Source organism: Mycobacterium sp. GA-1285, from assembly GCF_001499905.1.
Classification (GTDB): domain Bacteria; phylum Actinomycetota; class Actinomycetes; order Mycobacteriales; family Mycobacteriaceae; genus Mycobacterium.
The window spans coordinates 19101-44292 of record NZ_LQIS01000012.1 but is presented as its reverse complement, the minus strand read 5'-3'; the positions used below and the strand labels follow the sequence as shown (position 1 = coordinate 44292).

Sequence of the window (25192 nt, the reverse complement as noted above, 5' to 3'; positions counted from 1 at the left end):
ACCATGGCTCAAGGACGACCACTCGCGCTTGTGACGGGCGCTTCGAGCGGGATCGGTTTCGAGTTGGCGAAGCTGTTCGCCGACGACGGCTACGACCTCATCGTGGCCGCCGATGACGACGGCATTCATGCCAGCGCCGACAAACTCGCCGCCGGTGGGACAGAGGTCCGCGCGGTTCAGGTGGATCTGCGCAAAGAGGACGAAGTCGACCGGTTGTACGGCACCGCCACCGCGGACGGTCGCCGGTTGGACGCCGTCGCCCTCAACGCCGGTACCGGTGGCGGCGGTCGGTTCGTCGACCGGGGACTGGAAGAGGATTTCAACATCATCGATCTCAACGTCCGGGGAACCATGCAACTGGCCAAGCTGGTGCTGGCTGACATGGTGAGTGCCAACTCGGGCAAGCTGCTGTTCACGTCGTCGATCGTGGCGACGATGCCCGGCTCGTACCAGACCATCTACAACGCCTCCAAGTCGTTCGTGCAGTCGTTCGCCGAAGCCTTGCAGGACGAATTGCGCGACACCGATGTCACCGTCACCTCGCTGATGCCCGGCCCCACCGACACCGACTTCTTCCGGCGCGTCGGCATGCTCGACACCTTGGTCGGGCGGATGCCCAAGGACGACCCCGGGAAGGTCGCCAAACAGGGGTACGACGCCCTGATGCGGGGACGAAAGAAAGTCGTTGCGTCGTCGCCGCTTTCGAAAGGATTCGGCCTGTTGAACCGGTTCCTTCCCGACTCGGTGAAGGCCGCCTCGAACAGGTTGATCTCGAGGTGAGCGTGTCGGGCTCCGCCGATGCTGTGGTGATCGGGGCCGGCCACAACGGTTTGGTTGCCGCGGCCATGCTCGCCGACGAGGGCTGGGATGTGCTGGTTCTCGAAGAGCAGGAACAACCCGGCGGCGCGGTCAAGAGCGCCGAGTTGTTTCCCGGCTATGTCAGCGACCTGTACAGCGCGTTCTATCCGCTGTCGGTCACTTCACCCGCGCTCAAGGCACTGCACCTCGAGGACCACGGGCTGCGATGGTCACACTCGCCGGCGGTCGTCGGCCACGCGAGCTCCGCAGACGACGAGGACGCTCCGCTGATCTGGCGCGAACTCGACCGCACAGCAGGGGATCTCGACCGTCGCACACCCGGTGACGGGGCACGCTGGCGCAACTTGTTCGCCCAGTGGCAGCGCATCAAGGAACCGTTGCTGGAGACGTTGTTCGCGCCGTTCCCACCGATGCGTGGGGCGGTAGGCCTGCTGCGCGAGCTGGGTACCGCCGAGGCGCTGCGGCTGGCGCATCTGCTGCTTCTGCCCGCGGGGGTGATGGGCAAGCAGCTGTTCGAAGGCGAGGCCGCGCGACTCCTGTTGTTGGGCAACGCGATGCACGCCGATGTTCCCATCGACGCGCCGGGCAGCGGCGTCATGGGATACATGCTGATCATGATGGCGCAGGACGGCGGCTTTCCCGTCCCGGTCGGCGGCGCGGGCCAACTGACGGCGGCGCTGGTGAACCGGGCGACGTCGGCGGGCGCCCGCATCCAGTGCGGGCAGCGGGTCGATCAAATCGACGTCCGAGGCCGACGCGCGGTGTCCGTCCACACCGCGGGCGGCGAGACCGTGCGAGTGCGTCGAGCGGTGATCGCCGATACCTCAGCGCCGCTGCTGTACCGTGAGCTGCTTCCGTCCGACGCCCTGCCCGAATCGGTGGTCCAGAGCATCGACCGGTTCGTCTGGGACACACCGGTGTTGAAGATCAACTATGCACTCGACGCACCGATCCCATGGCGTTCTGAGAGCCTGAGCGAGGCCGGAACGGTCCATCTCGGCGCCGACCATGACGGCCTGATCCGGTGGATGGCCGACCTCAACACCGGCACCGTGCCGCTGCATCCGTTCCTGCTGTTCGGGCAGATGACCACCGCCGATCCGACTCGCTCACCGGCGGGCACCGAAAGTGCCTGGGCGTACACGCATCTGCCACGAGGTGTCGCCGACGATGCTTCCGCTGACCAGCTGTCGGCGGCGGTGGACGTGGTGTTGGAGAAGCACGCACCGGGGTTCAGCGACCACATCGTCGGCAAGTCGATTCAGCGGCCGTCGGACCTGGAGGCCAGTGACGCGAATCTGCATGCCGGTGCGGTGAACGGCGGAACGTCACAGTTGTTCCAGCAGTTGATCTTCCGGCCGTTCCCGGGTTTCGGCGGCGCGGAGACGCCGGTCGAGAACGTCTTCCTCGGCAGCGCGGGCGCGTCGCCGGGTGGGGGAGTGCACGGTGTGTGCGGCCGCAATGCGGCGCGCGCCGCGCTTTCGGCCGCGGGGCGGTTGGGTTGGCCACGCCGACAGGTCAACCGCGCGATCCTGTCGCTAATGACGCGATGAGCCGGTGAACGACTCCGATCGGTTACGCGACGTCGCCCAGAAGGTGTTCGGATGGCAGACGCTGCGGCCAGAGCAACTCGAGGCGATGACCGCGATCCTGGATGGTCGCGACGTGCTGGCGGTGATGCCGACCGGCTCGGGTAAGTCGGCGATCTACCAGGTTCCCGCGGTGCTGCTGCCGCGTGCGGTCATCGTGATATCGCCGTTGATTGCGTTGCAGTACGACCAGATCGCCGCGCTCGAGGAGTCCGATGCTCCCGATGCGGTGGCGATCAACTCGCGGCAGGGCGCGAAGGCCCTCGACCGGGCGTGGGCCGCCGTTGAGCGCGGTGAGGTCCGGTATGTGTTTCTCGGGCCAGAGCAGCTGATGAAGGACGATGTGATGAAGCGGCTGGCCGCGGTGAAGCCGTCGCTCGTCGTCGTCGACGAGGCGCACTGCGTGTCGGCGTGGGGACATGAGTTTCGGCCCACGTACCTTCGGGTCGGCGATGCGATCGAGCGGTTGGGCCGGCCGCCGGTCGCCGCGCTGACCGCGACGGCGTCGGCGGTGGTCCGTCGCGAGATCGCCGACTTCCTGGGCCTGCGTGAGCCGACGGTGATCGCCGGCGGATTCGATCGGCCGAACATCTCGCTCGACGTCCGCCACCACATCGACGACGCGCGCAAACGCCAGGACGTTCTCGATCTGGTGCAGCAGCTCGCGCGGCCGGGCCTGCTGTACTGCGCCACCCGCAGGGACACCGAGTTCTATGCCGAGCAGCTGACGCAGCGCGGGGTGTCCGCCGTCAGCTATCACGCCGGGCTGAACACCAAGCAGCGCAACGAAGTTCACGATGGGTTCCGCGATGACGAGGTCGGTGTCGTCGTGGCCACTTCGGCGTTCGGCATGGGCATCGACAAACCGAATGTCCGATTCGTGGTGCACGCATCGGTGCCGGTCTCCGTCGACGCGTACTACCAGCAGATCGGGCGGGCCGGCCGTGACGACGGTCCCGCGGACGCCATTCTGTTTTACCGGGCGGAGGACCTCACGCTCGGGAACTTCTACGCCACCCGCAACCCGGACGAGGAGTTGCTGCGGCGGGTGTACGGTGCTCTGGATGTCCGGAAGCCGAAGCGGCTCAAGCAAATCCGCGAGGAACTCGGCGAGCGTGGCCGCCGGCTCACGTCGTCGATCAATTTGCTTGAGCAGGCGGGCGCGGTGGAGTCGGCCAGGTCGGGGTTCACCAGCACCGGTATGCGCGCCGATGACGCGGTACGCAGGGCCGTGGAGATGGCCGAGATCGGGGAGCGGGTCGATCGGACGCGTGTGGAGATGATGCGTTCCTACGCCGAGACGCCGGACTGCCGCAGGCAGTTCCTGTTGGCCTACTTCGGTGATTACCTGCCCGAGGCGTGCGGCAACTGTGACCGCTGCCGCGACCACACGGCCACCGACCGCGGTGAGTCGGCCATCGCCATGGGAACGGCCGTCGAACATCGCGAATGGGGTGCGGGCACCGTGCTCGGCGGAGACGCGGACCGGATCACCGTGTTGTTCGACCTCTACGGGTACCGGACGCTGGACGTCGACGCGGTGCGGCACAACGATCTGCTCGATGTGCGCGCGGCTAGTAGCCCGGCGTGACGACGTCTTCCAGTTCTTGTAACTCGGGCGACGGTCCGGGCGGCGCGTGGGGTGGCACTTGATTGCCGGTCGAGCCGGTGCATTCGGCGCCGCTGACTCCGGGCGGGCAGGCGTTGTTGACCGCTGAGGCGGTGTTGGGCACCAGGAAGGGCACGCACGTCCCGCTGTAGAGGTCGCTGTCCTCGCCGGCTGGGCAGGCTGCTAACTGACTGGGACCGCTTGGCGAGGCAGCGACGACAGCCGTAAGTATTGGCGCCGCCGACGCGAGCGCGAGACCACCGGCGATTCTGAGCCGCCGACCGTTGCGGAACCTCGTCACCGCTGACATCTTCGTGCCTTTCCTAGTGGAACGACCAGCACGTCGAGATTATCTTGAGCTTGCCTTGGGCGCGCCATGTCGGGTTGCGCGACGATTGCGCGCGGTAGCGTGCTCGTCGGCACGCTGATAGCGGCGGCCCCCATAGCCCAATTGGCAGAGGCAGCGGACTTAAAATCCGCCCAGTGTCGGTTCGAGTCCGACTGGGGGCACCGGAGTCTTGCAGGCAGGGGTCGATTGCGACTCGAAGAGTCGAGCGGTCGCTGTGGTTGGCAGCTCCCCGCGGCAGCACCGCGTCAGCGAAGAACTTCGACCAATACCTAGACTCCGAGAATGCGCGTTTCTCGCCGAATCGCAGATTTCAACAAGCGAGTCACCAATCCGGCGGCTCGCACGATCACACCGTGGCTTCCGAACCTCGGGACGCTCGAGCACGTCGGGCGGAAGTCGGGTAAGCGATATCGAACGCCCCTTCTGGTATTCAAGACCCATGATGGCTACGCGATCCTTATCGGCTACGGCCTACAGACGGACTGGCTGAAGAACGTGCTGGCCGGCGGACCGACGGTGCTACGCAAGCGTGGACGGGCTGTCACGCTCGTCAACCCGCGGGTGGTCAGCAAGGCCGATGCCGCGGCCCTCGTCATTCCGCGTTCTCGCCTGCTCTACCGAGCGTTTCCCTACAACGAGGCAGCCGTGCTGCTGACGAATGTGGGCTCGGCGGGTTGACCTCTGTACCGCACCGGACTTAGAGCCGAGGAAGCGGCTCAAATCCGCCCAGTGTCGGTTCGACTCCGACTGTGGGCACCTTGTTTGTACCGGTTAGAACGCATTTCACGGCGGTTAGAGCCCGTAGGGAAGCGATCATCACGATCGGCAGTGCTTGTCAGTGCGTGTCAGCGATGGGCGAAGAGATAACAGCGACGACTGGGGTACTCGACGCGCTCAAGGGGCTTTCGCTCTAGCCGCACTTCGAGGGTGAACCCAGCCGCCACAAGCTGCGAGACCACGTCGTCGGGCTCGAGGAAGTACCCGTCGAGTTCAACGGGCTCCCCGAACCAGCTCTTGAGGTGATTGATGTCGCCGGCCGCGAACTCGATGCTATCGACGTGAAAGGCAAGCAGGAGCCATCCCCCTGGCCGTACCACCCGGGCGAACTCGTGGAACGCCGCGGAGCGCTCGGAAGGCGTCAGGTGGATGATCGAATACAGCGACACCGCACCACCCAAGGCATTGTTCGCAACCGGCAGGTTCAGCATCGAACCCACCGTGAAAGCCAGGCGGGGGGCATGCTGGCGAGCTATTTCGATCATCGCCGCGGAGAGGTCTAGGCCGATGATCTCTGCGTGTCGGTCTGCTAGGAAACGAGTGATATGCCCAGGGCCACAACCGATGTCGCAGATGAGGCCCGGGCCGGCAAGATCCGCGAATGCCGTCAGAAGAGCGCGGTCCAGGGGCTTGGCGTCAAGTTCATCGGCGAACGCGGCGTCGTATGCAGCTGCGACCGCGTCATAGGTCGCCCGAGCACCGACGGCTGGATACCCGTCGCCGCTGACTTCATTGGGCATGCCGCGAGATTATCGCCCGCCGGCCCGTCCAGGTCCCCGAGTCTACCGATGGGAAGGATCCTCTTCCTTGTCGGCCGGAATCGGCGCAGGCTGATCGTCATGACCGATGACATGTGGGGGACCGGCGACTATCGGGCGGTAGCAGAGAAGGTGACGTCCATCGCCGACGTCCTGATTGGGCGGGTGGGTATCGAAGCGGGGATGGCCGTGCTTGACGTCGCATGCGGCACCGGCAACGCATCCATCCCGGCGGCTAGGCTGGGGGCGCATGTATGCGGCCTGGACTTCTCGCCGGGCCTGATCGCGATTGCCCGACAACGCGGCACCGAGGCCAACGTAGAGATCGACTGGCGGGTAGGCGATGCCCAGCCCTTCCATTCGAGGACGATAGCTTCGACCGAGTCATTTCCGCGATCGGCCACATGTTCGCGCCCGACCACAAGCGCACCGCGGATGAACTGCTCCGCGTGTGCCGGCCGGAGGGTCGCATTGCGGTCGCTTGCTGGACGCCAAACGGCGCCATCGGCGAGATGTTCGAACGCCTCGGCGCGATTTCTGCCGCGCCGCCGGAGGGCTTCCAGCCACCGGTGCTGTGGGGCACCGAAGAGCATGTGCGTGAGCTGCTCGGCGAGTCAGTCGAATTCGAGCGGCATTACGTCGATTTCGATGAACCCTCGCCCGAGAGCTATACCGATTTCATGCTGGGCAGCTTTCCTCCGTTGATCGCCCTGCGAGCCGAACTCGGCGACGACCTGGTGCGCGAGACCTACCTTGGCTGGGCCACAGATGTGAACGAGGCCGATGACGGAACCCTCCGCTTCCGCGGCGAGTACTTAGTGTCGGTGACCTGACGACAGACCCGCCGACCGAGGGCTGCGCACCTTCGAACGACAACTCGCCGGTCTCCGCGCAGGGTGTAGGGCGCCCACCCTAGGACCACCGAATCTGCGAGTCACCAGCGCAATGCCCAGTATCGTGGCCAGGTGCCGTCAGTCGGACCGATTCGACGCCGACGACCCGTCAGAAGTCTCGCAATCGCTCTGGCCCTGCTACTGGTCGGAGTCCTCAGTCTTGCCATCGATATCACCGCATTCAGCGGACGGTCGGACCCGGCGTCGGCGGACGCGGCCATCGTCCTGGGCGCGGCCGTCGATGACGACGAGCCGTCGCCGGTGTTCGAGGAGCGACTGCGACACGCGGCCGCCTTGTACGAATCTGGCCGGGTCGATTGGATCGTCCTGACGGGCGGCCTTGGACACGGAGACACGCTGTCCGAAGCCGAGGCAGGCCGGAATTGGTTGATGGCCACCGGGATTCCGGTGGACCGTCTGCTCGTCGAGACGCAATCGCGCACCACGAAGCAGAATTTCGCCTACGCCTTACCTCTGCTTGCCGCACATGACGTCGACCGGGTGCTCATCGTCAGCGATCCGCTGCACATGCGTCGTGCCACCCGTGTGGCCGCCGACCTCGGGCTTGACGCGCACGCGTCGCCCACGCCCAGCAGCCGCTTCAAGACCTTCCACACCCAGATTCCGATGCTGCTGCGCGAGGTTTACCACAGCGTGCGGTACTTCCTGACGCGTCAGTGAGGCGCGTGGATGGTCTTATGCCGAGGCGGCCAGCGCCTTCTCGTCCTCGTCCGCGAAGGTGTCCTCCAGCGTCAGGGGCGAGTAGTCCAGGTCGATCTCGCCGACCGGGCGGCCCCTGGCACTGCTGATGGTGCCGAACCGCCGCATTCCCTTGTCGCTCGCGTACTGCTGGAACTCGTCCATCGTCAGATCGAACGGAACCTCGTCATACAGCGCGAACCCATCTTCGGTGTTCTTCAGCGCCAACGGAATCAGTTCGTTCATCCGCTCCTCGAACACCTTCCAGTTCGAGTCATCCGCGGCGACGTGACGTCGGCAGGTGAACGTTCCCCACGCCATGTGGCGCCGTTCGTCGTCGCCGATGCGCCGCACCAACTCCTGCATGCCGGGCAGAATTCCGCGGTCAACGCAAATGCGGTGCCACGCATAGTATCCCGTCAACGCCATCATGCCTTCAATGACGTGGTTGTAGGTCACCGACGCCCGCACCTGCGCGGCGGGGGAGGGGTCGGCGGTCAACGCATCGAGTGAACTCGGCAGTTCCTCGTAGAACATCTGGCGGTAGGCCGGAAGCTCGTCGAGGTAGTGGTGAAGGTCTTCGGTCAGCCCGACGGCGTCGAGCCACATCCGAAACACCTGGGTGTGCTTGGCTTCCTCGAACGCGAACTGGGTCAGATACATCTCGTCGCCGAGGCGTCCCTCGGCCCGCATCGCCGCCATGAACGGCTGGATGTCCTGCGTGACCGCTTCCTCGCCCGCGATGAACTCGGCGCACAGCCGGGCGGCCCAGTCCCGCTCGAGTTCGGTCAGCGACTCCCAATCCTCCCTATCGCGGGAGAAGTCGATGTCGGCGGGGTTCCAGAACTTCGCATTGCCCCCGGCGAACAACTTCAACGGCAGGCTGTCCCAGTTGAGGCCACCCGCATCGAGTGAGGCTGAGTTCTTCCGTGTCATTGTTGAACCTCCTTGAGCGTCTTCCGGGCTGGGCTGTTAGAAGCGAATGCGTCCGCGAGGACGGATACCAGCCTGCGCACTGCGAGCGCCGGCTGATCAGGCGTGGGGTCGTCGAGCCCGAGAACCGGATCCATGCCGCGCACATAGGGCGCCAGCGCCATGTGGGGAAAGATCATCAGCAGCAACGACAACAGCGCGTCGGTGTCGCAATCGGCACGCAGATCACCCCGCGCATGCGCATCGCGCACCAGCGGCCGCAGCACCTCCAGATAGTGGCGGTGGATGACTGTGTGCACCGAAACCCTAGCGTCGGTGTCGATTTCGAAGTTCGACGCGGCATGCAGGGCGCGGTCCCGCGGGTGGTCGGCGAAGTACGCCACCCAGGTGTCGAGCAGATCGGTGAGGAACTCGAAGAAGGGTCGGCTCGGGTCGAGCTCCCGGATTCGCCCTTCGATGTATGAGCGCACCCGCTGGCTGCCGAGGTCTGCGATGTACGCGTAGAGGTCACGCTTGTCGGCGAAGTACTGGAACAGGCTGCCCTTCGCGACGCCCGCGCGGCGCGCGATGACGTTCAGGCTGCCCTGCGAGTAGCCGTGCGCCCCGAACTCCGCCTCTGCCGCGTCGATCACAGCGGCGCGGCGGCTCGGATCAACCCGAGCCCATGTCACAGTTGGCATCGACACCCTCCGGATGATGACCAGTGGTCATACTACTGTGATACGGGTCACAGTCAAGAGGTTCAGTCCGACCACCATCAATGGCGAGACGTCGCATGCGTGCGCCCGGTGCATTGGTGACGCGATGGGAAGCATTGCGAGCGGCCACAATTGGCAGGGTCCATCAGGTGGCGCGGGGGAACTTCCCTACGCCACGTCCAGCAGCACCCCCGAGTTCGAGATCCGGTGGGATTCCGGTCCTGGCGTCGATGTTGCGGGCTGCTTTCGCTCAGCAACGGTTGTCTCATAGTCATCGGTCTGCCATGCCTTCATGAAGACGCCGAGGGGAACCTTCATGTTCTTGCCCTCTTCGGCGAACCCGCTGTCGTTGATGTAGACGATGTTCTTGATGCGGTCCACGCCGAGGATGACCACCTGATGGTCCGCTTTGGTGACGCCCTCGGGTAGCGGCTTGCCTTCGACGGCATTCCAAATGGTTTCGCCGTGAACGCCGACCATCACTGCCTTGTTCGCGGCCAGCGCCATCGTCAGGTCATCGAGCGCCTTCATGCCGTCCGCCCTGTCGTATTCCGTTGTGGTGGCCGTGACGCCGTGGCGGTCCAGCAGAGCGACAGCATCCTGGATGTGGACACCGTCCTTGTGCGTCGGGCCTAGGTACATCATTTGGCCTGGCTTGGCGACACTCTCGGTCTCCGACGCCTCCTTGACGATGTCTTCTTCGGAGGGCATGGTTCCGGTCAGTTGCCCGATGACCATCGTCGTCGCCATCAGAACGCAGTTGTTGCCGTGCGACTGCGCTTGCCAGTACTGCGCGTTCTTCTCCGGATCGCCGTACAGGCTGCCGGTACCGGCCCCACCACCGCCGCCCACCGGGGGGACGAAGTGGTCCGCAAGCGCGTAGAGGTGCTCTGTCACCGCGAACTGGGCGACGTAGATCGCTTCGACAGCGTCATATCCCACCCGCTGCACGGCTTCTGCGACCGCGAGCAGCTGGGTGCGGACGAGTGCGCCAACCGAGGAGTCCGGGAACTTCGCGGGTAGCTCCTGCGCCATTCTCGATATCAGCTCGACTTGCCGGTCGAAAAGCGCCGATATCAGCTCGGCTTGCTTGTCGAAGAGCGCCGATATCCGCTCGGCTTGCTCCCTGACGAGCGCAGCCGCCCGCTCGTTCGGCGTGGCCACCGCTGTCGGAACTTCATGTCCCCCAAGGCCGGACGCCGGGGAGTCGTTCGACGGGGTGTCGAGGATCAGCGTGTTCGTCGTCACCCGCTGTGTGTCGGCGGCCAATCGGTCATCGTTCATCCGCTCCAGATCGCGGCGCACCAAGTCCAGCGAGCCCACCACTATCACACCCGGCAGAGGCGCCACCGGGCCGTCGACTGTGGACAGCGGCGAGCCGACGCCGACCGCCGACAGCAGGCCCGAGACGACATCGATCGGCGCTGTAGCCGGGTCGGGGTCGGGCGCCCGGGTGACGACGGTGCTGTGGTTGTCCGCACCCGAGCGTCCCGCAACCACCAGCGGCGTGTCGACCACCAGCGTGCCTGTGGTCGCTTCGGTGGCGGTCTTGACGCCGGTGCGTTGATCTGACGCTACGACATCGGTTGGGCCGGAATCGCTTACGCGTGGCAGGGATCGAGCGTTGATAGCACTGTCTGGCCCCGGCGTGCCGGTCGCCCCGATGGCGGCCGCGGTGCGCTTCAGCAGCCTGGTCACCGAGGACTCGGTGACCACTCGGTCCAATCGATTCTTCCTCTGCTCCCGCTCGGGCTGAGCCTGGGAAACCTTCGGGTTGGCCGGCGGTGTCGAAATATCAACCAGCACAGGGGGACTGGCCGATGGGCCTTCGGCTGTGTCGCCGACCGGCGTCGCATCCGACGTCGACGCGGTGTCAGTCGCGCGGGCCGCGGTCACCGACTCGGTTGCCGACTGCTTGGCCGGTGAGCCGGGCGACGAAGTTCGCGTCCGCCGTGTCTCCGACGAACCTCGGGTGGGCGCAGTGCCCGACCGTCCCGCACCGACAGACGTCCTCGGTTTCGTACCCGAGGGTTTGAGACTCGGAGAACTGCCCGTCGAGTCCGAAACCACGTCGTTGGTCGACGAAGAGCGAGTCGACCCGGACGTTCCCGTCGATTCCGATGTGTTGGTCGACCCCGACGAACTCGCCGACCCCGACGAGGAGCTCGACTGCCCTCCGTCCTCGGCGAACGCCGACCCCATACCTCCGGTTCCGACCAACCCCGCTACGCCGAGCGAGAAGGCAACGGCCCCGACCCGCAACGCCACCTTCGCCGAATTCACGAGCGGTCGTACACCTCCGTCGGAACGCGGATCGGACCGGTCATCAGCTGCTCAGCCAGACGTACCAGAGGCCGTCACCACCCTCGCGGCAATCCCAATGTCCGTAGTTGGCGTCGCCCTGCGTGATCTCGACGTTCGGGCCATCCACCTGGCAGGCTTCGAGCGTCGAGTAGCCGCCCTCCACCTGCACTTCGTCGGCGTGCGCCATGCCGACACCAAGGGCGAGTAGTCCTCCCAACGCCAGCGTTCCCGCGGCGATCATTCTCTTCATGTTCGTGCCCTCCGTTGATGAATGCGACCACCGCGGGCTTGGTGCCGGCATGGCACCGATTCGCACCGCGACTTGCGAAATATTTACGCCACCGTTATCCCATTGGCGGCAAAAAGTTATTAGTTCATCTGTTCAGATGACAGCGGCGAATCCTCAGGTCACAGGTCGTCGACGCTGAGGATGTCGTCCTGGATCGCTCGAGCGACCAGAGCCGCCTTGGTCGGGGCCGGCCGCCCGACGGCCGCATACTTCGCCCGCACCCGCTGCAGATGAGTCGCGACCGTGGAAGGTTCGATGTACAACCGCTCGGCGACCGCATTCTTGTTCTCGGTCTGAAACCAGGCGATGAGTACCTGTTGCTCGCGGTGAGTCAGCTGCGGCCGGGGCTGTCCGCCGATGTTCATCGTCTGGGCCATCCGCGGGACCGCGTGCGGGCGGTTGTCGTGGGCGGCGTCGATGGCCGCCGCCAGCACGTGCTCGGATTCATGTTTGGCGATACAGCTGACGGCCCCGGCATTGAGCGCTGCGGAGACGACGTCGTCGTTGTCCGAACAGGTGTAGACGACGACGGGGTGGCCTGAGGCGCAGATCCGGCGGAGCGCATCCAGGTCCGGGCCACCGCCGTCGCAGGGTAGGTCGAACAACACCACCAGTCCCGGGGCGGCGGTTCGATAGGCCGCGGTGAACTCCGCCGGACTCGTGAAATGGCCGATGATCTTGGTGCGTGGGCGGCTGCGCCTCAACCACGTCTCGATGCCCGCGTACACGATTCGTTGGTTGCCGACGACGACGACCGATGTCGGGCGCTCCCCGTCGTCCGGCGGTGGCATGCCGCAGACCCCCTATGTCATACAGACGCCGCTTGACCATAACCCTACTGATTGAAACGTGAAAAGAAGCGCAAAGGACACCGATAAGCCAGATCACCGTCGTGCCAGGAAGCCGGCCAAACCATCTCGATCTACCTTGGACGTATGGCGCGCATCCTGATCTTCGGTGGCCACGGCAAGGTGGCTATGCACCTGTCCCGGATCCTCAGTGCCCGCGGAGACGAGGTGACCTCGGTGTTCCGCAACCCAGATCACTCCGAAGAGGTGATGGTTACCGGAGCGCAGCCGGTGGTGGCCGATATCGAGGCACTGGACGTCGAAGCCCTCACCGAAATCGTCGAGGGACATGAGGCCGTGGTGTTCTCCGCCGGCGCCGGCGGTGGCAACCCGACGCGCACGTATGCGGTGGATCGCGACGCGGCCATCCGCGCGATCGATGCCGCCGAACGCGCGCGGGTGGCCAGGTTCATCATGGTGTCGTACTTCGGCGCGAAGGCCGATCACGGTGTGCCGAAGGACAACTCGTTCTTTCACTATGCCGAGGCGAAGGCCGCTGCCGATGCGCATCTGCGGGACAGCGGCCTGCGGTGGACGATACTGGGCCCGGGCCGCCTCACCCTGGAACCGGCCACCGGCCGGATCACCGTCGGCCCCGACGCCGTCGGCGGAGAAGTCTCCCGCGAAGACGTCGCACTGGTCGCTGCTGCCTGTCTGAGGGATGACACCACCGTGGGCCGCACCATCGAATTCAACAACGGCGATGTCCCGATTGGCCAAGCGTTGTCCCGACTCGGGTGAGCGCGCCGCGCCGACAACCCGGATCCCGAGCAGGCGAGGAATCAGCCGAGGGAAGCTCGATCCCTACTTCAAGTAGCGGTCAATCATCCAGGGGCCACAGCAGTGAGTGCACGACACCTGTTTCCATGTAATGGAATTCGTGCGCAGGACGCCGCAGAGGCTCGACGGTGGCGTCGTCATGCACGATGATCCCGCCACCGGAGGGGATGCCGATCCCGGTTGCGCTTCCCTCCAGCGCACCGATCGTTGCCGACAGCCGCGCCCACTCGGAGCGCTCGTCGTGTGTGTCGATGATCGCGGGAACGAACTTGAACACGTCGATCAGCTCTGTGGCCGCCGGCTTCGACGTCTCGACGATTCCGTAGCGGCCGAGCTGGACCGCGCCGGCGGAGATGCCGACCAAGACCGCTCCGTGTGTGTAGCGAGTCCGGATCACCTCCGCCATGCCGGTGCTCTCGAACGTGTTCCAGCCGAGCCGAACATCACCACCGGCGAGGACGATCACTCGGGCCCGCTCGAGGAAGGCGCGATCGTCCGGGCCGAAGGACGAATGGACCATTCGGCAGTCGGCGATTCCGACGGCCTCCATGGCGGCTTCGAAGATCTCGTAGAACTCCCGACGATCACCATTGGAGGCACCGATGTAGGCGGCGCTTACGGGGGCGTCTCGAGCCAACTCATCGACCGTGGACTCGAGCAGCAGTCGGTCCGTGCGCTTCCAGAACAACAGCTGGCTGTCCGCCAGCAGATAGAGCGGCCGGCTTTGGGGGCTCTGCGTCAACTGGCGTCCCGCGACCGAGGCCGGCCCAGGCGCCACTTGGTCTTCTTGGGCGTCTGGTACGCATCATGGGTCCAGGCGTCCCACATGGCCTCGGATTCCTCCTGAACGGGGCTGTTGGTGACCTGCCATCCCAGGTTGACGATTTCCGTTGTGCACCAGCGGAGCAGCGACCCGTCAGCACCGATCTCCTGGGCGAGGAGCACCCGCTCGTCAGGACTGAGCTTGTCGCTGAACGCCTGCATGGTGGTTTTCAGCCGCCAGTAGGGCACGATCCCGTCGCATTGCCGGCAGAGTCTGTGGAGTTCCACTCGCGCGTGCCCGAGCAGGGACGTCGGCTCGTCCTCGGCTGTTGGGAGGTCAGTTGGCTGCGCACTTTGGGAGCTGGGCTCGCGCGCTTCATCGCCGTGCCCGGTCAGTTGGCGATACTCCATGCGGAGCTCTGCGAGTTCGACCTCGAGGGCCAAGGCTCGTTCGCGCCACCATGCGGCGTGGTACTCCGCGACCTTCGCCTCGCAGTCCGGGCAGATCGTCCCTTCGCCCGCGGCTTCGCCGAGCTTCGTGGGGCTGGCGAGCGCCAGGCCGCAGAGCGGCTGGTGGAGGTCTCGGTTGAGGTAGTCCCCGTGGTGTACCACCGACGCGGATGTATCCAGGAGGTAGCTGTGGGGTGGTTCCACATGAGCCAAAGTAATTGAGCGGAACCGACGTTTCCGTTGGTTCTGTGAAAACGGTCGACAGCCCCGGCGCACCGCTGCCCGGGCCTGTCGAGTGGGTGACGTCGTGGTGTCGCCCTGAGCGGCGGCGGCCACCCGGCTCACGCCACCGGCACGTTCACCGCACCAGCGACGAAGTGCTGAACGGGTGACTTGCCCTGGCCGCCAGATATTCGGGTCTGGGAGTCTCGGCGCGATAGGGCGCCACGAGCTGGTTCTCGACCGAGTTAAAGACCAGGAAGACATTCGAGCGTGGGAACGGCGTGATGTTCGAGCCCGACCCGTGCATCACGTTCGAATCGAACCACAGCGCGGTACCGGCGGGCCCGGTGATCTGGTCGATGCCGTAACGTGCGGCGGCCTCGGTGAGCGTGGCCTGGCTCGGTACGCCGATCTCCTGTTTGACCAGCGAGGAGGTGTGGTGGTTGCGCGGAGTCTCACCGACGCAGGGGTAGAAGGTCTTGTGTGATCCCGGCATCACCATCAGCGAGCCGTTGTAAGGGAAGTTCTCGGTCAGCGAGATCGAACACGACACGGCCCGCATGGCAGGCATGCCGTCCTCGGCGTGCCATGTCTCGAAATCGGAATGCCAGTAGAACCCGGTCCCGGTGAATCCCGGCATCAGGTTGATCCGGGCCTGGTGCAGGTAGACGTCACTGCCCAGCAATTGACGGGCCACCGGCAACACGGTGTCGAGGGTGATCACCTCGGCGATGACATCGCTGAACAGGTGGGGCTGGAACACCGACCGGATGCTGCCGCCCCGCTCACGAATGACCCGCGGATCTTCGGGGTCGGCCTTGGCACCGATGTTGTTGAGCTCGCCGCGCAGCGTCGACAGCCAGTTGTCATCCACCGCCGAATGTCGCACCAGGCAACCATTGGCCTCGATGGACTGCAGGTCGGCCTCCCGCAGCGGACCGTCCGTCTCCCGGCCCCAAACGGTGGGCTCGGCGCGCGGGATCGGATCGGTCGGGTGCGCGAGCCGCGTGGGATACCGGTCCGCGGTATCGGTGAATCGGTTGTCGCTCAACTTGTCTGCACCGCCGGAGGAGGGTAGGCACCGGTTTCGTCGTGGACCTCTTGGCCGGTCACGGGGGGATTGAACACACACAGCATCCGCAGCTGAGTATGGCACGTGACGCGGTGGCGTTCATGCCCGTCGAGCAGATACATGGTGCCGGGCCGAAGCGGGTGCTCCTCGCCGGTCTCGTGGTTGGTGAGCGTGCCGGTGCCCTCGACCACCCACACCGCCTCGACATGGTGGCGGTAGTGGAACTCGCTGACGGAGTTCGCGTTGATCGTCGTCTCGTGGAAGGAGAAGCCGACGCCGTCACCCGCCAGGATGATGCGCTTGGATCTCCAGTCGTTCGCCGACACATCGCGTTCGGTGCCGGTGATCTCGTCAGTGGTGCGCACGATCATGTCGTGCTCCTTTCGGCGTGAGATGGTCAGGAAAGCGTTGCGGCGACCGACTCGGCGAGGATGTCGATGCCCGCATCGAGATCCGACTCGGACGTGGTCAGCGGCGGAAGCAGCTTGACGACCTCGTCCGCGGGACCGCTGGTCTCCATCAGTACTCCGCGGTCGAACGCCGCGCGGCACACGGCCGACGCCATCGGCGCATCATCGAACTTGAGTCCCTGCGCCATCCCACGCCCGCGCGCGCTGACGCCGGGATACTCGTCGGCGATCCTCTCCAGGCGGGCGCGGATCTGCTGGCCCTTGGCGATCGTGTCGTCACCGAAAGTTTCTGTCTGCCAATAGACCTCGAGTGCCTTGCTGGCGGTGACGAACGCCGGGTTGTGGCCACGGAAGGTCCCGTTGTGCTCGCCGGGAGCCCATACGTCCAAGTCCCTGCGGAACAAGGTCAATGCCATCGGGAGCCCGTATCCACTGATCGACTTGGACAACGTGACGATGTCGGGAACGATCCCGGCCTCCTCGAAGCTGAAGAACCGACCGGTTCGCCCGCAGCCCATCTGCACATCGTCGACGATCAACAGGATCTCGCGGCGGCTGCACAACTCGGCGAGCGCCTGCAACCACTCCATCCGCGCGACGTTGAGCCCGCCCTCGCCCTGCACGGTCTCGACGATCACCGCCGCCGGATGGTTCAGGCCGCCACCCGAGTCGTCGAGCACGCGCTCGAACCAGTGGAAGTCCTCGGTGGCGCCACCGAAGTAATTGTCGTACGGCATCGGGGTGGCGTGCACCAGGGGAATACCGGCACCGGCCCGCTTCATCGAGTTACCGGTGACCGACAGCGCACCCAGAGTCATACCGTGAAATGCGTTGGTGAAGTTGATGATCGATTCGCGACCTGTCACCTTGCGGGCCAGCTTGAGCGCTGATTCGACGGCGTTGGCGCCGGTCGGCCCGGGGAACTGCACCTTGTAGTCGAGCGCGCGAGGCTTGAGGATGAGCTTCTCGAAGTTCTGCAGGAAAGCCGTCTTGGCCGCTGTCGCCATATCGAGCGAGTGCACGATGTTGTCGTTGGTCAGGTACTCGATCAGCGGCCGCTTCAGTTCGGGGTTGTTGTGGCCGTAGTTCAGCGCGCCGGCTCCCGCGAAGAAGTCGAGATAGCGCCGGCCGGACGTGTCGGTCAGCCACGAGCCCTTGGCAACGGCCATGGTGGTCGGCCACCCGCGGCAGTAACTGCGCACTTCCGATTCGACCGAAGTGTACACCTCGGGAAGGTCGGATTCGTCGGGGCGGGGGAGTGTTGCTGGCGTAGACATGTGTCCTTTCTGCGGTGTCAGTCGGCCAAAGACGTTGCGATGGGGCCGATTCGGACAGTCGGCTCGTCCTCGTGGGACTCGTCGGCCGCCAGGTGCGCGGCGGTGAAGCGGGGCTCCTCGACGATGGGCACCCCGTGTCTCCGAGCGAAAGCGCCGAAGAACGCGCGCGAAGCCGAGTTGCTCGGTGCCACCGTGGCCTCGACGGTGACGGGACGGCCTCGGCGGTTGACGCGAACCCGGTGAACGAGGGCATCGAGCATGGCGCTGGCCAGTCCCGTACCCCGCGCGGCCGCCGACACGGCGACCTGCCAGACGAAGAGCACATCGGGCCGTGCCGGCGGATGATAACCAGTGATCAATCCGCAGATGTGGCCGTCTCTCTCCGCCACGATCGAGGTGCTGGCAAAGTCCGTAGCCATCAATAGGTAGGCATAGGTGGAGTTCAGATCGAGGACTTCGGTCTCAGCCACCAGACGATGCATCGCGATGGCATCGGCCTCATTCGGCGATCGGAGATGATTCGTCCGTGAATCCGGCTGCAATGCTGGGGATTTCACACCAGCTGTCCGCTCTCCCGGATCGGCATCCCGGTCGCGAATGGTCACTTACGTTGTCACCACCGAACAATTCATCGAATCACATCAGTTACGTCTCGGCGTTCTGACCGTATGCCAGCAAAAAATGGCAGGCAAGTCTCGGCGGCTCTCGCAACCGCTACGGGGCGGCGTCGGGCGCGGGAGTCACCTGCGCGGATGGCCAGGTTTGAGACAGCGGTCACTTTTTCAGCCGTTATCAAAACGTTATCTCCGCACCCGCCTGGTTTGATCGTCCGCCGTGATGCGCGGCCGCTCACTCGGCGGCTGAGGTTTGGTAACAAGCTGGTCAAGCGGTGCGTGGCACGCTGAGCACGCCGACGGGGGACTGCTAGCTTGCCCGCGTGAAATCGTCTGTCGGCAGACTCAGGGCTGCGATGTTTGCGCTGCTGCTGGTCTGCGCTGGAATCCAGACTCCGGTGGCTGCCGCGTATTCACGTGACGGGTTGCCGGTGGAGACGCTCGAGGTGCCGTCGCCGTCGATGGGCCGAAACATCCGCGTGCAGTTCCAGGGCGGAGGTCCGCACTCGGTGTACCTGCTCGACGGACTGCGCGCTCAGGAGGATGCCAACGGTTGGGACATCAACACGGGTGCGTTCGAGTGGTTCCACGAGTCCGGTGTCTCGGTCGTCATGCCCGTGGGCGGGCAGTCCAGTTTCTACACCGACTGGTACCAGCCGGCGGTTGGAAGCGCAGGCACCGTCACCTACAAATGGGAGACCTTCCTGACCCGGGAGCTGCCCGCGTGGTTGGCGGCCAACCGGGGACAGGCGCCGATCGGCAACGCCGTCGTGGGCCTTTCGATGTCGGGGAGTGCGGCGCTGACACTCGCCGTATGGCATCCGCGGCAGTTCATCTTCGCCGGCTCTCTGTCGGGCTACCTCAACCCGTCGAGCGGGCTGTGGCCCACGTTGATCGGCTTCTCGATGAAGGATGCGGGCGGCTACAGCGCGGCCCATATGTGGGGGCCGACGTCGGATCCGGCATGGCGCCGCAACGATCCGATGGTCAACGTCAACACGCTGGTCGCCAACAACACCGCGCTGTGGATCTACTGCGGAAACGGCGCAACCTCCGAACTCGACGACGGCGCGAACTTCGGAGCGCAGTACAGCGCGCAGTTCCTCGAGAACATCACGCTGTCGACGAACAAGGAGTTCCAGCGCAAGTACCTGGCGGCCGGCGGACGCAACGCGGTGTTCAACTTCCCGGCCGACGGGACGCACACCTGGGCCTACTGGGGTTCGCAGCTGCAGGCGATGAAGCCCGACCTGGTGCGCATCCTCGGAGGCGCCCGCCCCTGACAGGGTTCGGTCATACGATGGCCGGAACCGATCCTTGGGGGTGGGACGTGACCGATTCATCCGGCGGTTTCCACGACGAGATCGCGCGGTTGGCGCGCAGCCTATACAGCCAGAAGAGCGCGGACATGGACATCGACAATCTCGTCGACGAGGTCACCGCGACGGCGGTGCGGATCCTGCCGAACGTGCACCATGCGGGCATTTCGCTCGTCGACCCCAAGGGGCGGCGGGTGCGATCGGTGGCGGCCACGGGTCCGGTGCCCAAGAACCTCGACAACCTGCAGGAGGAGCTCCAGCAGGGACCCTGCGTGGACAGCATCCACGATCGGGTGACGGTGCGCATCGACGACTTCGAGACCGAGGACAGGTGGGCGCAGTTCATGGCACGCGCTCTCCAAACCACCCCGGTGCGCTCCAGCCTCTCCATTCAGCTTTACACCCACGAGTCGGAGATCGGTGCGCTGAGCCTCTACTCGGAGAGGCCGCGTGCCTTCACGCCCCAACTCGAGGACTTGGCGCTCGCGGTGGCGGCCCACGCGGCGATCGGTCTGGCGACGGCGCGCCGCGACGACCAGTTTCGGAACGCTATCGCATCGCGCGACATCATCGGTCAGGCCAAAGGCATGATCATGGAGCGTTTCGACGTCAACGCCGCCGACGCGTTCAACCTGCTGGTTCGGCTCTCCCAGGAGAAGAACACCCCGCTGCATTCGATCGCCGTGGAACTGGTTAATCGGGATCACCCGCCCGCCTAGCCGCCGCTGAAATCCCGGGCTCCTACTTGGCCCGATATCGGACTAGGGCACCTGACCGGCGAAGATGGGTCCCCGTTTAGGCATCGGTACGGTGAAGTCGCTACCCTATTGCGCGGGTTAAGACTGCAGCCTCGCGCGATCGGCCACGACCGCTACGGTGGTTGCCAAACAAGAGGTGAGGCTTGGACGGACAACTTTGTACCGAGAACTGGGTGGGACGCGTCGCTGTCGTCGCCGCTTCCGGTGACCTCGACATGCTCACTGCGCCGCAGCTGCGGGACGCCGTGCAGGCGGCGCTGGGCAAGGATCCGGTGGGGTTGGTCGTCGATCTGACCAGCGTCGAGTTCCTGGGGTCCGCGGGCATGCAGGTGCTGATGGAGACCCACAACCAGACCGACGGCACCCCGACCAGGTTCGCCGTCGTCGCGGAGGGATCCGCCACCAGCCGGCCCTTGAAGATCACGGGCATCGCCGACCTGATCGACCTGTTTTCCTCGTTGGACGCCGCTCTCGACAACATCACTGCGTGAGCTCGGGCCAGACGGGGTAACTAGAGAACACCATGAACGCTCCAACGGAACTCGGCTTCTCCAGCAACGGCCCCGCAGATGCGCAGACCGTCGCCGAGTTCCGCAATGCGTTCGCCGAGTGGCTCCGGACCAACTTCGCACTCGACGCCGACCGGCTCAGCGACATATTGCTGGCGGTGAACGAAGCGTTGACCAACGCCGCCGAGTTCGCCTACGTCCAGGCCGGCCAGGCCGGAACGATGTCGGTGACCGCCCGTTACGACGCCGAAGACCGGCGTCTGGTCGCCACCATCTCCGACCAGGGGGCCTGGCTGGAGAAGGAGCCTGACGGCAAACCGAACACCCGCGGTCGCGGCATCCAGTTGATGCGCGCACTGTCCGATCGGGCCACGATCGACGCCTCGGCGTCGGGCACCCGGGTAGAACTCGAGTTCGACGGCTGCGCATTCGCCTCGCAGGAGCCTTTCGCAACTTCCGCATGACGTTTGGCCGGCGGCCGGCGAGGGTGGAAGGTTCTTCCATCGCAGGAAGCGAGCGCAGAATGGGCGAGAACATCCCGGGCGTCGACGGCGCCCCACCCGACAGCTGCGCCGAGCGCGTGAATCCGCCGACGCCGCCCCGCAGACCCAGGCCGCGACTGGTGGGCTGAATCGCTGCGCGTTCTGTGACGGTCGTGGCGCCTGTTGCCAATTTGCTGTCGCGTCGGTTTGTGATTTACCGCTCAATTTGAACTCGGAATGTAAGAAACCGTGTTACGTGCGGTTGACCACATTCTTCGGAAGACATTGCAGCAGCGGCGTTTCCACAGGTCACCGGCTATCCCCGAGTCGGTGGATCACTGGTAACAATCGGGTAACGGGCGCTTTTCTAAGCGGTGTCTGAGAGGTTCACAGGTTGGCTCGGGGCGCCTCTTGGCACCGCCGTGGAATGCGGAATTTCGTCGCTAGACTCGGTTCAGACCGCGCCGATTCGGCGCGTTACGACTTGGAGTCTAGGGCCGGTTCACGCCATGCCGGCGGAGGTACCGAACAACGATGGTTGACTTTTTGATGCCTGAACATGCGCCTACCGCGATGAGTGCAGTGAACCTGACGCGGGGGCCGATCGGCGATATCGCCGCAACCGCCACGGGTACGACGGTGGTGACGCACCCCGGCGACGACAGCGTCGGGGTGCTCAATGCCCGCACCCTCGCCGCCGAGGCCATCGTCGCGGTTCACGGTGAGCCTTTCGCGGTGGCAGTCCACGACGACCGCGCTTATGTGAGCACGTCGTCATGGACCCACAAGGACGAGGTGACTGTCCTGGACACCGCCACCGGATCGGTGATCGCGTCGTACCCGCTGGCGGACAACGTCACGGCACTTGTTGTAAGCCCTGACGGCAAGCGTGTCTATGCGGGCCGAACCGGTGACGGGCACATCGACATCGCGGTGATCGACATCCCCGCCGACCGCGTGGGCACCATCGACGTCGCCACGGGCGCCGGCATCGGCATCGATGCTCTCGCGATCGACCCGAGCGGAACGCGGCTCTACGTCGCGACCACCGATGCGCGCGGCAGCGCGGTCCTCACCGTCGAACTCGAGACCGGGCGTGTGGGCGGGCCGGTGCGGATCGGTTCGCCGATTCGCGACATCGCGCTCGCCGACGGCACGGTGTTGGTCCTCAGTTCGGACCGAACCCGCGGCGGTGTGGTGCACGTGGTCGAGTCGTTCTCGGGACGTGTCACCGACGTCATCGAGATCGGCGGTGCCCCAACGCAGCTCGCGATGGGCGAAGACAAGAGCAGGGCCTACATCGTCGACTATGACCACGTCGCGGCGCTGTGCACGCTGACCTTGCGGATCGTCGACACGTTCACCGTCGACGGTCGGCCGTCCTGCGTGGCGGTCGATTCGCGCAGCGGTCGGCTGTACGTGGCCGACTACGCGGGCGGGGTGTCGATGTTCGCCGTGGACGCCTCGATGCCGTTGCTGTATTCGGAGTTCGTCGCGACCGATCGGATCGTGGCCCCCGAGGTGCGCGAGTTGGAGCCGGTCACCGTTTAGGTGTCACCGTTGAACCTTCGTCGGGGCTAGCCCGTCGTACCACCTGAAAGGCCACCGGGGTCTTCGGGCACGAAGGGAGCGCGGCAATGCGCGCAATACTGTTGACAATGGTCGGGTTGGCCGCGGCGGCATGCGGTGCGATTCTCGCGCCGGCGGCCATCGCGTCGGCGGCCGAATCGGCCGAACTGACGATCGCCACACTCGAGGCGCAAGGCTTCGATGTCAAGGTCAATCGGATCGGGAGTGCGCCCCTCGACGAATGCATCGTCACCGATGTCCGAAACGCCCGTGAGCGAACCGATTTGGTGCGCCGCGGCGACGATCTGGTCCAGGTGGTGGCCCAGCGCACGATCACCGTCACCGCCAATTGCTCGCGCTGATGCGAGGCTAGCGGCCGCTGCAGTCCAGCGACACCGAGATCGGCTTGCTGATGGTCACGGGGAACAGCACCCCATCCTGGTTACCGCCGAGCAGCGGCACCAACTGGGTGAACTGCTGGGGATTGCGAACGCTGGTGACCACGCAGTCGGACAGCGGGGCCGTGCCGATCTTGTCTATGGTCACGTTGTAGCCCTGATCCTGCAGCTTGCTGATGACCTCCTGCGCCGATTCCTGGTCGTCGGCCGATGCGACGCCGACGGGCACGGCCATCGTCGCGCACACGACGGCCGCAGCTCCGGCGAGGATCCAAGCAGTGCGCATGCGGTCCATGATCCCCTATCAGCGCTCCGCGCGCTGGTAAGCGGTCACAACTGCCGCGCCACCGAGCCCGATGTTGTGCTGCAGCGCGGCGGTGACGCCCTCGACCTGTCGCTTGTCGGCCGCACCACGCAACTGCCACGTGAGCTCCGCGCACTGCGCCAGACCCGTCGCACCGAGCGGATGCCCTTTGGAGATCAGCCCGCCGGAGGGGTTGACGACCCAACGCCCGCCGTACGTGGTGTCGTTGTTGTCGATGAGCTTGGGGGCCTCGCCCTCGCCGCACAGGCCGAGCGCCTCGTAGAGCAGTAGCTCGTTGGCCGAGAAGCAGTCGTGCAGCTCGATCACTTGGAAGTCGGCCGGTCCGAGGCCGCATTGATCGTAAACCTGCTGCGCGGCTTTGACATTCATGTCGTAGCCGATGAGATTCTTGGCGCTGCCGTCGAAGCTGGACTCGAAATCGGTGGTCATCGCCTGGCCCACGATTTCCACCGCTTGGCCCGCCAGACCGTGCTTGTCGACGAAGTCCTCGCCCGCCACGATCGCGGCTCCTGAGCCGTCCGACGTGGGGGAGCACTGCAGCTTGGTGAGTGGGTCGGAGATCATTTTCGCGGCCAGGATGTCCTCGAGGGTGTACTCCTCTTGGAACTGCGCGTAGGGATTGTTCACCGAATGTTTGTGGTTCTTGTACCCGATCTTCGCGAAATGCTCTGCGGTGCTTCCATGTTGGCGCATGTGCTCGCGACCCGCGGCGCCGAACATCCACGGCGCGACGGGGAAGCCGAACTCGTCGATCTCGGCCATCGCCGCGACATGTTTCGCCATCGGGGATTCACGGTCGTCGTGGCCGCCCTGCAGGGAGCCGGGCTGCATCTTCTCGAAACCGAGAGCGATGACGCAGTCGGCGAGCCCGCCGCGGATCGTCTGCGCGGCAAGGAACAGCGCAGTGGAACCGGTCGAGCAGTTGTTGTTGACGTTGGCGATCGGGATCCCGGTCAAGCCGAGCTCGTAGAGCGCCCGGTTGCCCGACGTCGAGTCGCCGGCGACGTAGCCGACGAACCCCTGCTGGACCTCGGAGTAGTCGATGCCGGCGTCTTCGAGGGCCTTGGTCCCCGACTCCTTCGCCATCTGGGGGTAGTCCCATCCTTCTCGGCGGCCCGGCTTCTCGAACTTCGTCATTCCGACACCGACGACGAAGACCCTGTTGCTTCTGGCGGTCGACATTCTGATCCTTTCGCAGCGTGCGATCTGACAGAAACATACAGTCGCGCCACCTGTCCAGCGGCCGGCGAAAGCGGGGCCCGCCATCGCGGCAGGGCCCCGCTTCGTCGAGGTGATCACCCGAAGAGCACGCCGTTCCCAGGGCAGTAGTGGTCGACCGACGCGACGACGAATGTCGCGACCTGTTCGGTGGTCAGGTCGGTGTTCTCGAGGATCTCCAGGCCGAGGTCGACCGGGTCCGCGCCCCCGTCGAGCCTCGCGCACACGTCGTGTGCGGTGCCGATGGCAGCCTTGGGAGTGTCGTAGGCGATGCCCTCGGCGCTGATCTCGGACAGGAACATGTCGTCTTCGGAACTGAGCGCGGCGGCGGTGCCCGCGCCCGCGACGGCGGCCAGTCCGAACGCACCTGCGGCGAGCGCGATGCCGGTCCATCGGCGAACGCGGGGAGCGGTGCCAGTCGTGGTGAGGTGGTGCTGAGTGAACATCGTGACTCCTCTGTGT

General features: G+C 65.3%; 29 protein-coding genes, 1 tRNA gene and 1 pseudogene. 16 read left to right on the top strand and 15 right to left on the bottom strand.

Features of this window, described 5'->3' with window-relative positions:
- Window positions 1-3 precede the first annotated feature (3 nt).
- Genes AU193_RS09085 through AU193_RS09075 form a run of 3 tightly spaced genes read left to right on the top strand, consistent with a single transcriptional unit; the run spans window position 4 to window position 3999 of the window.
- Window positions 4-780, top strand: a complete 777-nt coding sequence (locus AU193_RS09085; RefSeq protein WP_064422040.1) for an SDR family oxidoreductase — start codon at window positions 4-6, stop codon at window positions 778-780.
- Window positions 777-2372 carry an NAD(P)/FAD-dependent oxidoreductase gene (locus AU193_RS09080; RefSeq protein ID WP_064422039.1) on the top strand — a complete coding sequence of 532 codons (1596 nt, stop codon included), beginning with the start codon at window positions 777-779 and terminating at the stop codon, window positions 2370-2372. The genes AU193_RS09085 and AU193_RS09080 overlap by 4 nt, the downstream gene beginning before the upstream one ends.
- A 4-nt stretch (window positions 2373-2376) precedes the next feature.
- Entirely contained in the window at window positions 2377-3999 is a 1623-nt protein-coding gene (locus AU193_RS09075; RefSeq protein ID WP_064422038.1) for an ATP-dependent DNA helicase RecQ, read from the top strand.
- On the opposite strand, the gene AU193_RS23555 is transcribed toward AU193_RS09075, so the two are convergent.
- Entirely contained in the window at window positions 3983-4153 is a 171-nt protein-coding gene (locus AU193_RS23555) for a hypothetical protein (protein ID WP_253867705.1), read from the bottom strand. The two genes, AU193_RS09075 and AU193_RS23555, sit on opposite strands and share 17 nt — an antisense overlap.
- 300 nt (window positions 4154-4453) lie before the next feature.
- Between AU193_RS23555 and AU193_RS09070 the strand changes: the two genes are divergently transcribed.
- Window positions 4454-4527: transfer RNA gene (locus tag AU193_RS09070), tRNA-Leu, on the top strand.
- A 121-nt stretch (window positions 4528-4648) separates the two neighbouring features.
- The gene (locus AU193_RS09065; RefSeq protein WP_064422037.1) at window positions 4649-5044 is read left to right on the top strand and encodes a nitroreductase family deazaflavin-dependent oxidoreductase; all 396 of its coding nucleotides are present in this window, start codon (window positions 4649-4651) and stop codon (window positions 5042-5044) included.
- Window positions 5045-5211: 167 nt separating this feature from the next.
- On the opposite strand, the gene AU193_RS09060 is transcribed toward AU193_RS09065, so the two are convergent.
- A complete protein-coding gene (locus tag AU193_RS09060; protein ID WP_064422036.1) occupies window positions 5212-5883 on the bottom strand; it encodes a class I SAM-dependent methyltransferase in 672 nt (223 codons plus the stop codon).
- Window positions 5884-5931: 48 nt separating this feature from the next.
- Between AU193_RS09060 and AU193_RS23830 the strand changes: the two are divergent.
- The 3 genes and pseudogenes from AU193_RS23830 to AU193_RS09050 form a co-directional block, all read left to right on the top strand.
- Window positions 5932-6198 (top strand): annotated as a pseudogene (locus tag AU193_RS23830) (class I SAM-dependent methyltransferase); the annotation flags it as partial.
- Window positions 6199-6305: 107 nt separating this feature from the next.
- Window positions 6306-6734 carry a hypothetical protein gene (locus AU193_RS09055; RefSeq protein WP_371259172.1) on the top strand — a complete coding sequence of 143 codons (429 nt, stop codon included), beginning with the start codon at window positions 6306-6308 and terminating at the stop codon, window positions 6732-6734.
- Window positions 6735-6866: 132 nt separating this feature from the next.
- On the top strand, window positions 6867-7475 hold the full coding sequence (locus tag AU193_RS09050; protein ID WP_082682896.1) for a YdcF family protein: 609 nt from the start codon (window positions 6867-6869) through the stop codon (window positions 7473-7475).
- A gap of 15 nt (window positions 7476-7490) precedes the next feature.
- Here the strand turns inward: AU193_RS09050 and AU193_RS09045 are convergent, their stop codons facing one another.
- The 3 genes from AU193_RS09045 to AU193_RS09035 all read right to left on the bottom strand — a co-directional run bounded on the left by AU193_RS09045 (window position 7491) and on the right by AU193_RS09035 (window position 10822).
- Window positions 7491-8429, bottom strand: coding sequence for a R2-like ligand-binding oxidase (locus AU193_RS09045; protein WP_064422035.1), 939 nt, complete (start codon window positions 8427-8429; stop codon window positions 7491-7493).
- On the bottom strand, window positions 8426-9106 hold the full coding sequence (locus AU193_RS09040) for a TetR/AcrR family transcriptional regulator (RefSeq protein WP_064422229.1): 681 nt from the start codon (window positions 9104-9106) through the stop codon (window positions 8426-8428). The genes AU193_RS09045 and AU193_RS09040 overlap by 4 nt, the downstream gene beginning before the upstream one ends.
- 186 nt (window positions 9107-9292) lie before the next feature.
- Window positions 9293-10822 (bottom strand): C39 family peptidase, encoded by a 1530-nt coding sequence (locus tag AU193_RS09035; protein WP_172798251.1) that lies wholly within the window; start codon window positions 10820-10822, stop codon window positions 9293-9295.
- Between the two features lie 136 nt (window positions 10823-10958).
- Between AU193_RS09035 and AU193_RS23325 the strand changes: the two genes are divergently transcribed.
- On the top strand, window positions 10959-11636 hold the full coding sequence (locus AU193_RS23325; protein ID WP_064422033.1) for a hypothetical protein: 678 nt from the start codon (window positions 10959-10961) through the stop codon (window positions 11634-11636).
- Window positions 11637-11836: 200 nt separating this feature from the next.
- On the opposite strand, the gene AU193_RS09025 is transcribed toward AU193_RS23325, so the two are convergent.
- Entirely contained in the window at window positions 11837-12508 is a 672-nt protein-coding gene (locus tag AU193_RS09025) for a LuxR C-terminal-related transcriptional regulator (RefSeq protein ID WP_064422032.1), read from the bottom strand.
- Between the two features lie 144 nt (window positions 12509-12652).
- Here AU193_RS09025 and AU193_RS09020 point away from each other — a divergent pair, with 144 nt between their 5' ends.
- Window positions 12653-13306 carry an SDR family oxidoreductase gene (locus tag AU193_RS09020; RefSeq protein ID WP_064422031.1) on the top strand — a complete coding sequence of 218 codons (654 nt, stop codon included), beginning with the start codon at window positions 12653-12655 and terminating at the stop codon, window positions 13304-13306.
- 79 nt (window positions 13307-13385) lie between these two features.
- Here AU193_RS09020 and AU193_RS09015 read toward each other — a convergent pair whose 3' ends face one another.
- From AU193_RS09015 to ectA, 6 genes are all read right to left on the bottom strand, one after another.
- A complete protein-coding gene (locus tag AU193_RS09015) occupies window positions 13386-14123 on the bottom strand; it encodes a Type 1 glutamine amidotransferase-like domain-containing protein (RefSeq protein ID WP_253867701.1) in 738 nt (245 codons plus the stop codon).
- Window positions 14084-14761, bottom strand: coding sequence for a hypothetical protein (locus AU193_RS09010; protein WP_253867699.1), 678 nt, complete (start codon window positions 14759-14761; stop codon window positions 14084-14086). The genes AU193_RS09015 and AU193_RS09010 overlap by 40 nt, the downstream gene beginning before the upstream one ends.
- Window positions 14762-14915: 154 nt before the next feature.
- Window positions 14916-15830 carry an ectoine hydroxylase gene (gene thpD, locus AU193_RS09005; protein WP_064422029.1) on the bottom strand — a complete coding sequence of 305 codons (915 nt, stop codon included), beginning with the start codon at window positions 15828-15830 and terminating at the stop codon, window positions 14916-14918.
- Window positions 15827-16222 (bottom strand): ectoine synthase, encoded by a 396-nt coding sequence (locus AU193_RS09000; RefSeq protein WP_064422028.1) that lies wholly within the window; start codon window positions 16220-16222, stop codon window positions 15827-15829. Before AU193_RS09000 ends, thpD begins: the two co-directional genes overlap by 4 nt.
- 26 nt (window positions 16223-16248) lie before the next feature.
- Window positions 16249-17538, bottom strand: a complete 1290-nt coding sequence (gene ectB / locus AU193_RS08995; protein ID WP_064422027.1) for a diaminobutyrate--2-oxoglutarate transaminase — start codon at window positions 17536-17538, stop codon at window positions 16249-16251.
- Between the two features lie 17 nt (window positions 17539-17555).
- Window positions 17556-18095: a diaminobutyrate acetyltransferase gene (gene ectA, locus AU193_RS08990; protein ID WP_064422227.1), complete on the bottom strand. Its 540-nt coding sequence runs from the start codon at window positions 18093-18095 to the stop codon at window positions 17556-17558.
- 413 nt (window positions 18096-18508) lie between these two features.
- Here ectA and AU193_RS08985 point away from each other — a divergent pair, with 413 nt between their 5' ends.
- From AU193_RS08985 to AU193_RS08960, 6 genes are all read left to right on the top strand, one after another.
- A complete protein-coding gene (locus AU193_RS08985; RefSeq protein ID WP_064422026.1) occupies window positions 18509-19435 on the top strand; it encodes an esterase family protein in 927 nt (308 codons plus the stop codon).
- A gap of 47 nt (window positions 19436-19482) precedes the next feature.
- Window positions 19483-20190 (top strand): GAF and ANTAR domain-containing protein, encoded by a 708-nt coding sequence (locus AU193_RS08980; protein ID WP_253867697.1) that lies wholly within the window; start codon window positions 19483-19485, stop codon window positions 20188-20190.
- 182 nt (window positions 20191-20372) lie between these two features.
- Window positions 20373-20720: an STAS domain-containing protein gene (locus AU193_RS08975; RefSeq protein WP_064422025.1), complete on the top strand. Its 348-nt coding sequence runs from the start codon at window positions 20373-20375 to the stop codon at window positions 20718-20720.
- Between the two features lie 32 nt (window positions 20721-20752).
- Window positions 20753-21202, top strand: coding sequence for an ATP-binding protein (locus AU193_RS08970; protein WP_064422024.1), 450 nt, complete (start codon window positions 20753-20755; stop codon window positions 21200-21202).
- Between the two features lie 591 nt (window positions 21203-21793).
- Window positions 21794-22771 (top strand): YncE family protein, encoded by a 978-nt coding sequence (locus AU193_RS08965; protein WP_253867695.1) that lies wholly within the window; start codon window positions 21794-21796, stop codon window positions 22769-22771.
- An 86-nt stretch (window positions 22772-22857) separates the two neighbouring features.
- Window positions 22858-23151 carry a hypothetical protein gene (locus tag AU193_RS08960; protein WP_064422022.1) on the top strand — a complete coding sequence of 98 codons (294 nt, stop codon included), beginning with the start codon at window positions 22858-22860 and terminating at the stop codon, window positions 23149-23151.
- Window positions 23152-23158: 7 nt separating this feature from the next.
- On the opposite strand, the gene AU193_RS08955 is transcribed toward AU193_RS08960, so the two are convergent.
- The 3 genes from AU193_RS08955 to AU193_RS08945 all read right to left on the bottom strand — a co-directional run bounded on the left by AU193_RS08955 (window position 23159) and on the right by AU193_RS08945 (window position 25176).
- Window positions 23159-23473, bottom strand: a complete 315-nt coding sequence (locus tag AU193_RS08955) for a hypothetical protein (protein WP_064422225.1) — start codon at window positions 23471-23473, stop codon at window positions 23159-23161.
- An 18-nt stretch (window positions 23474-23491) separates the two neighbouring features.
- A complete protein-coding gene (locus AU193_RS08950; RefSeq protein WP_064422021.1) occupies window positions 23492-24694 on the bottom strand; it encodes a lipid-transfer protein in 1203 nt (400 codons plus the stop codon).
- A 113-nt stretch (window positions 24695-24807) separates the two neighbouring features.
- On the bottom strand, window positions 24808-25176 hold the full coding sequence (locus AU193_RS08945) for a DUF732 domain-containing protein (protein WP_064422020.1): 369 nt from the start codon (window positions 25174-25176) through the stop codon (window positions 24808-24810).
- Between the last annotated feature and the right edge of the window lie 16 nt (window positions 25177-25192).

What these genes read in the sequence shown, in the direction of transcription:
- AU193_RS09085 (WP_064422040.1), top strand. Translation starts at nt 4, where the DNA reads ATGGCTCAAGGACGACCACTCGCGCTTGTGACGGGCGCTTCGAGCGGG.
- AU193_RS09065 (WP_064422037.1), top strand. Translation starts at nt 4,649, where the DNA reads ATGCGCGTTTCTCGCCGAATCGCAGATTTCAACAAGCGAGTCACCAAT.
- AU193_RS09060 (WP_064422036.1), bottom strand. Translation starts at nt 5,883, where the DNA reads ATGCCCAATGAAGTCAGCGGCGACGGGTATCCAGCCGTCGGTGCTCGG.
- AU193_RS09055 (WP_371259172.1), top strand. Translation starts at nt 6,306, where the DNA reads ATGTTCGCGCCCGACCACAAGCGCACCGCGGATGAACTGCTCCGCGTG.
- AU193_RS09045 (WP_064422035.1), bottom strand. Translation starts at nt 8,429, where the DNA reads ATGACACGGAAGAACTCAGCCTCACTCGATGCGGGTGGCCTCAACTGG.
- AU193_RS09040 (WP_064422229.1), bottom strand. Translation starts at nt 9,106, where the DNA reads ATGCCAACTGTGACATGGGCTCGGGTTGATCCGAGCCGCCGCGCCGCT.
- AU193_RS09025 (WP_064422032.1), bottom strand. Translation starts at nt 12,508, where the DNA reads ATGCCACCGCCGGACGACGGGGAGCGCCCGACATCGGTCGTCGTCGTC.
- AU193_RS09020 (WP_064422031.1), top strand. Translation starts at nt 12,653, where the DNA reads ATGGCGCGCATCCTGATCTTCGGTGGCCACGGCAAGGTGGCTATGCAC.
- AU193_RS09000 (WP_064422028.1), bottom strand. Translation starts at nt 16,222, where the DNA reads ATGATCGTGCGCACCACTGACGAGATCACCGGCACCGAACGCGATGTG.
- ectB (WP_064422027.1), bottom strand. Translation starts at nt 17,538, where the DNA reads ATGTCTACGCCAGCAACACTCCCCCGCCCCGACGAATCCGACCTTCCC.
- AU193_RS08985 (WP_064422026.1), top strand. Translation starts at nt 18,509, where the DNA reads ATGTTTGCGCTGCTGCTGGTCTGCGCTGGAATCCAGACTCCGGTGGCT.
- AU193_RS08970 (WP_064422024.1), top strand. Translation starts at nt 20,753, where the DNA reads ATGAACGCTCCAACGGAACTCGGCTTCTCCAGCAACGGCCCCGCAGAT.
- AU193_RS08965 (WP_253867695.1), top strand. Translation starts at nt 21,794, where the DNA reads ATGAGTGCAGTGAACCTGACGCGGGGGCCGATCGGCGATATCGCCGCA.
- AU193_RS08960 (WP_064422022.1), top strand. Translation starts at nt 22,858, where the DNA reads ATGCGCGCAATACTGTTGACAATGGTCGGGTTGGCCGCGGCGGCATGC.
- AU193_RS08955 (WP_064422225.1), bottom strand. Translation starts at nt 23,473, where the DNA reads ATGCGCACTGCTTGGATCCTCGCCGGAGCTGCGGCCGTCGTGTGCGCG.
- AU193_RS08950 (WP_064422021.1), bottom strand. Translation starts at nt 24,694, where the DNA reads ATGTCGACCGCCAGAAGCAACAGGGTCTTCGTCGTCGGTGTCGGAATG.
- AU193_RS08945 (WP_064422020.1), bottom strand. Translation starts at nt 25,176, where the DNA reads ATGTTCACTCAGCACCACCTCACCACGACTGGCACCGCTCCCCGCGTT.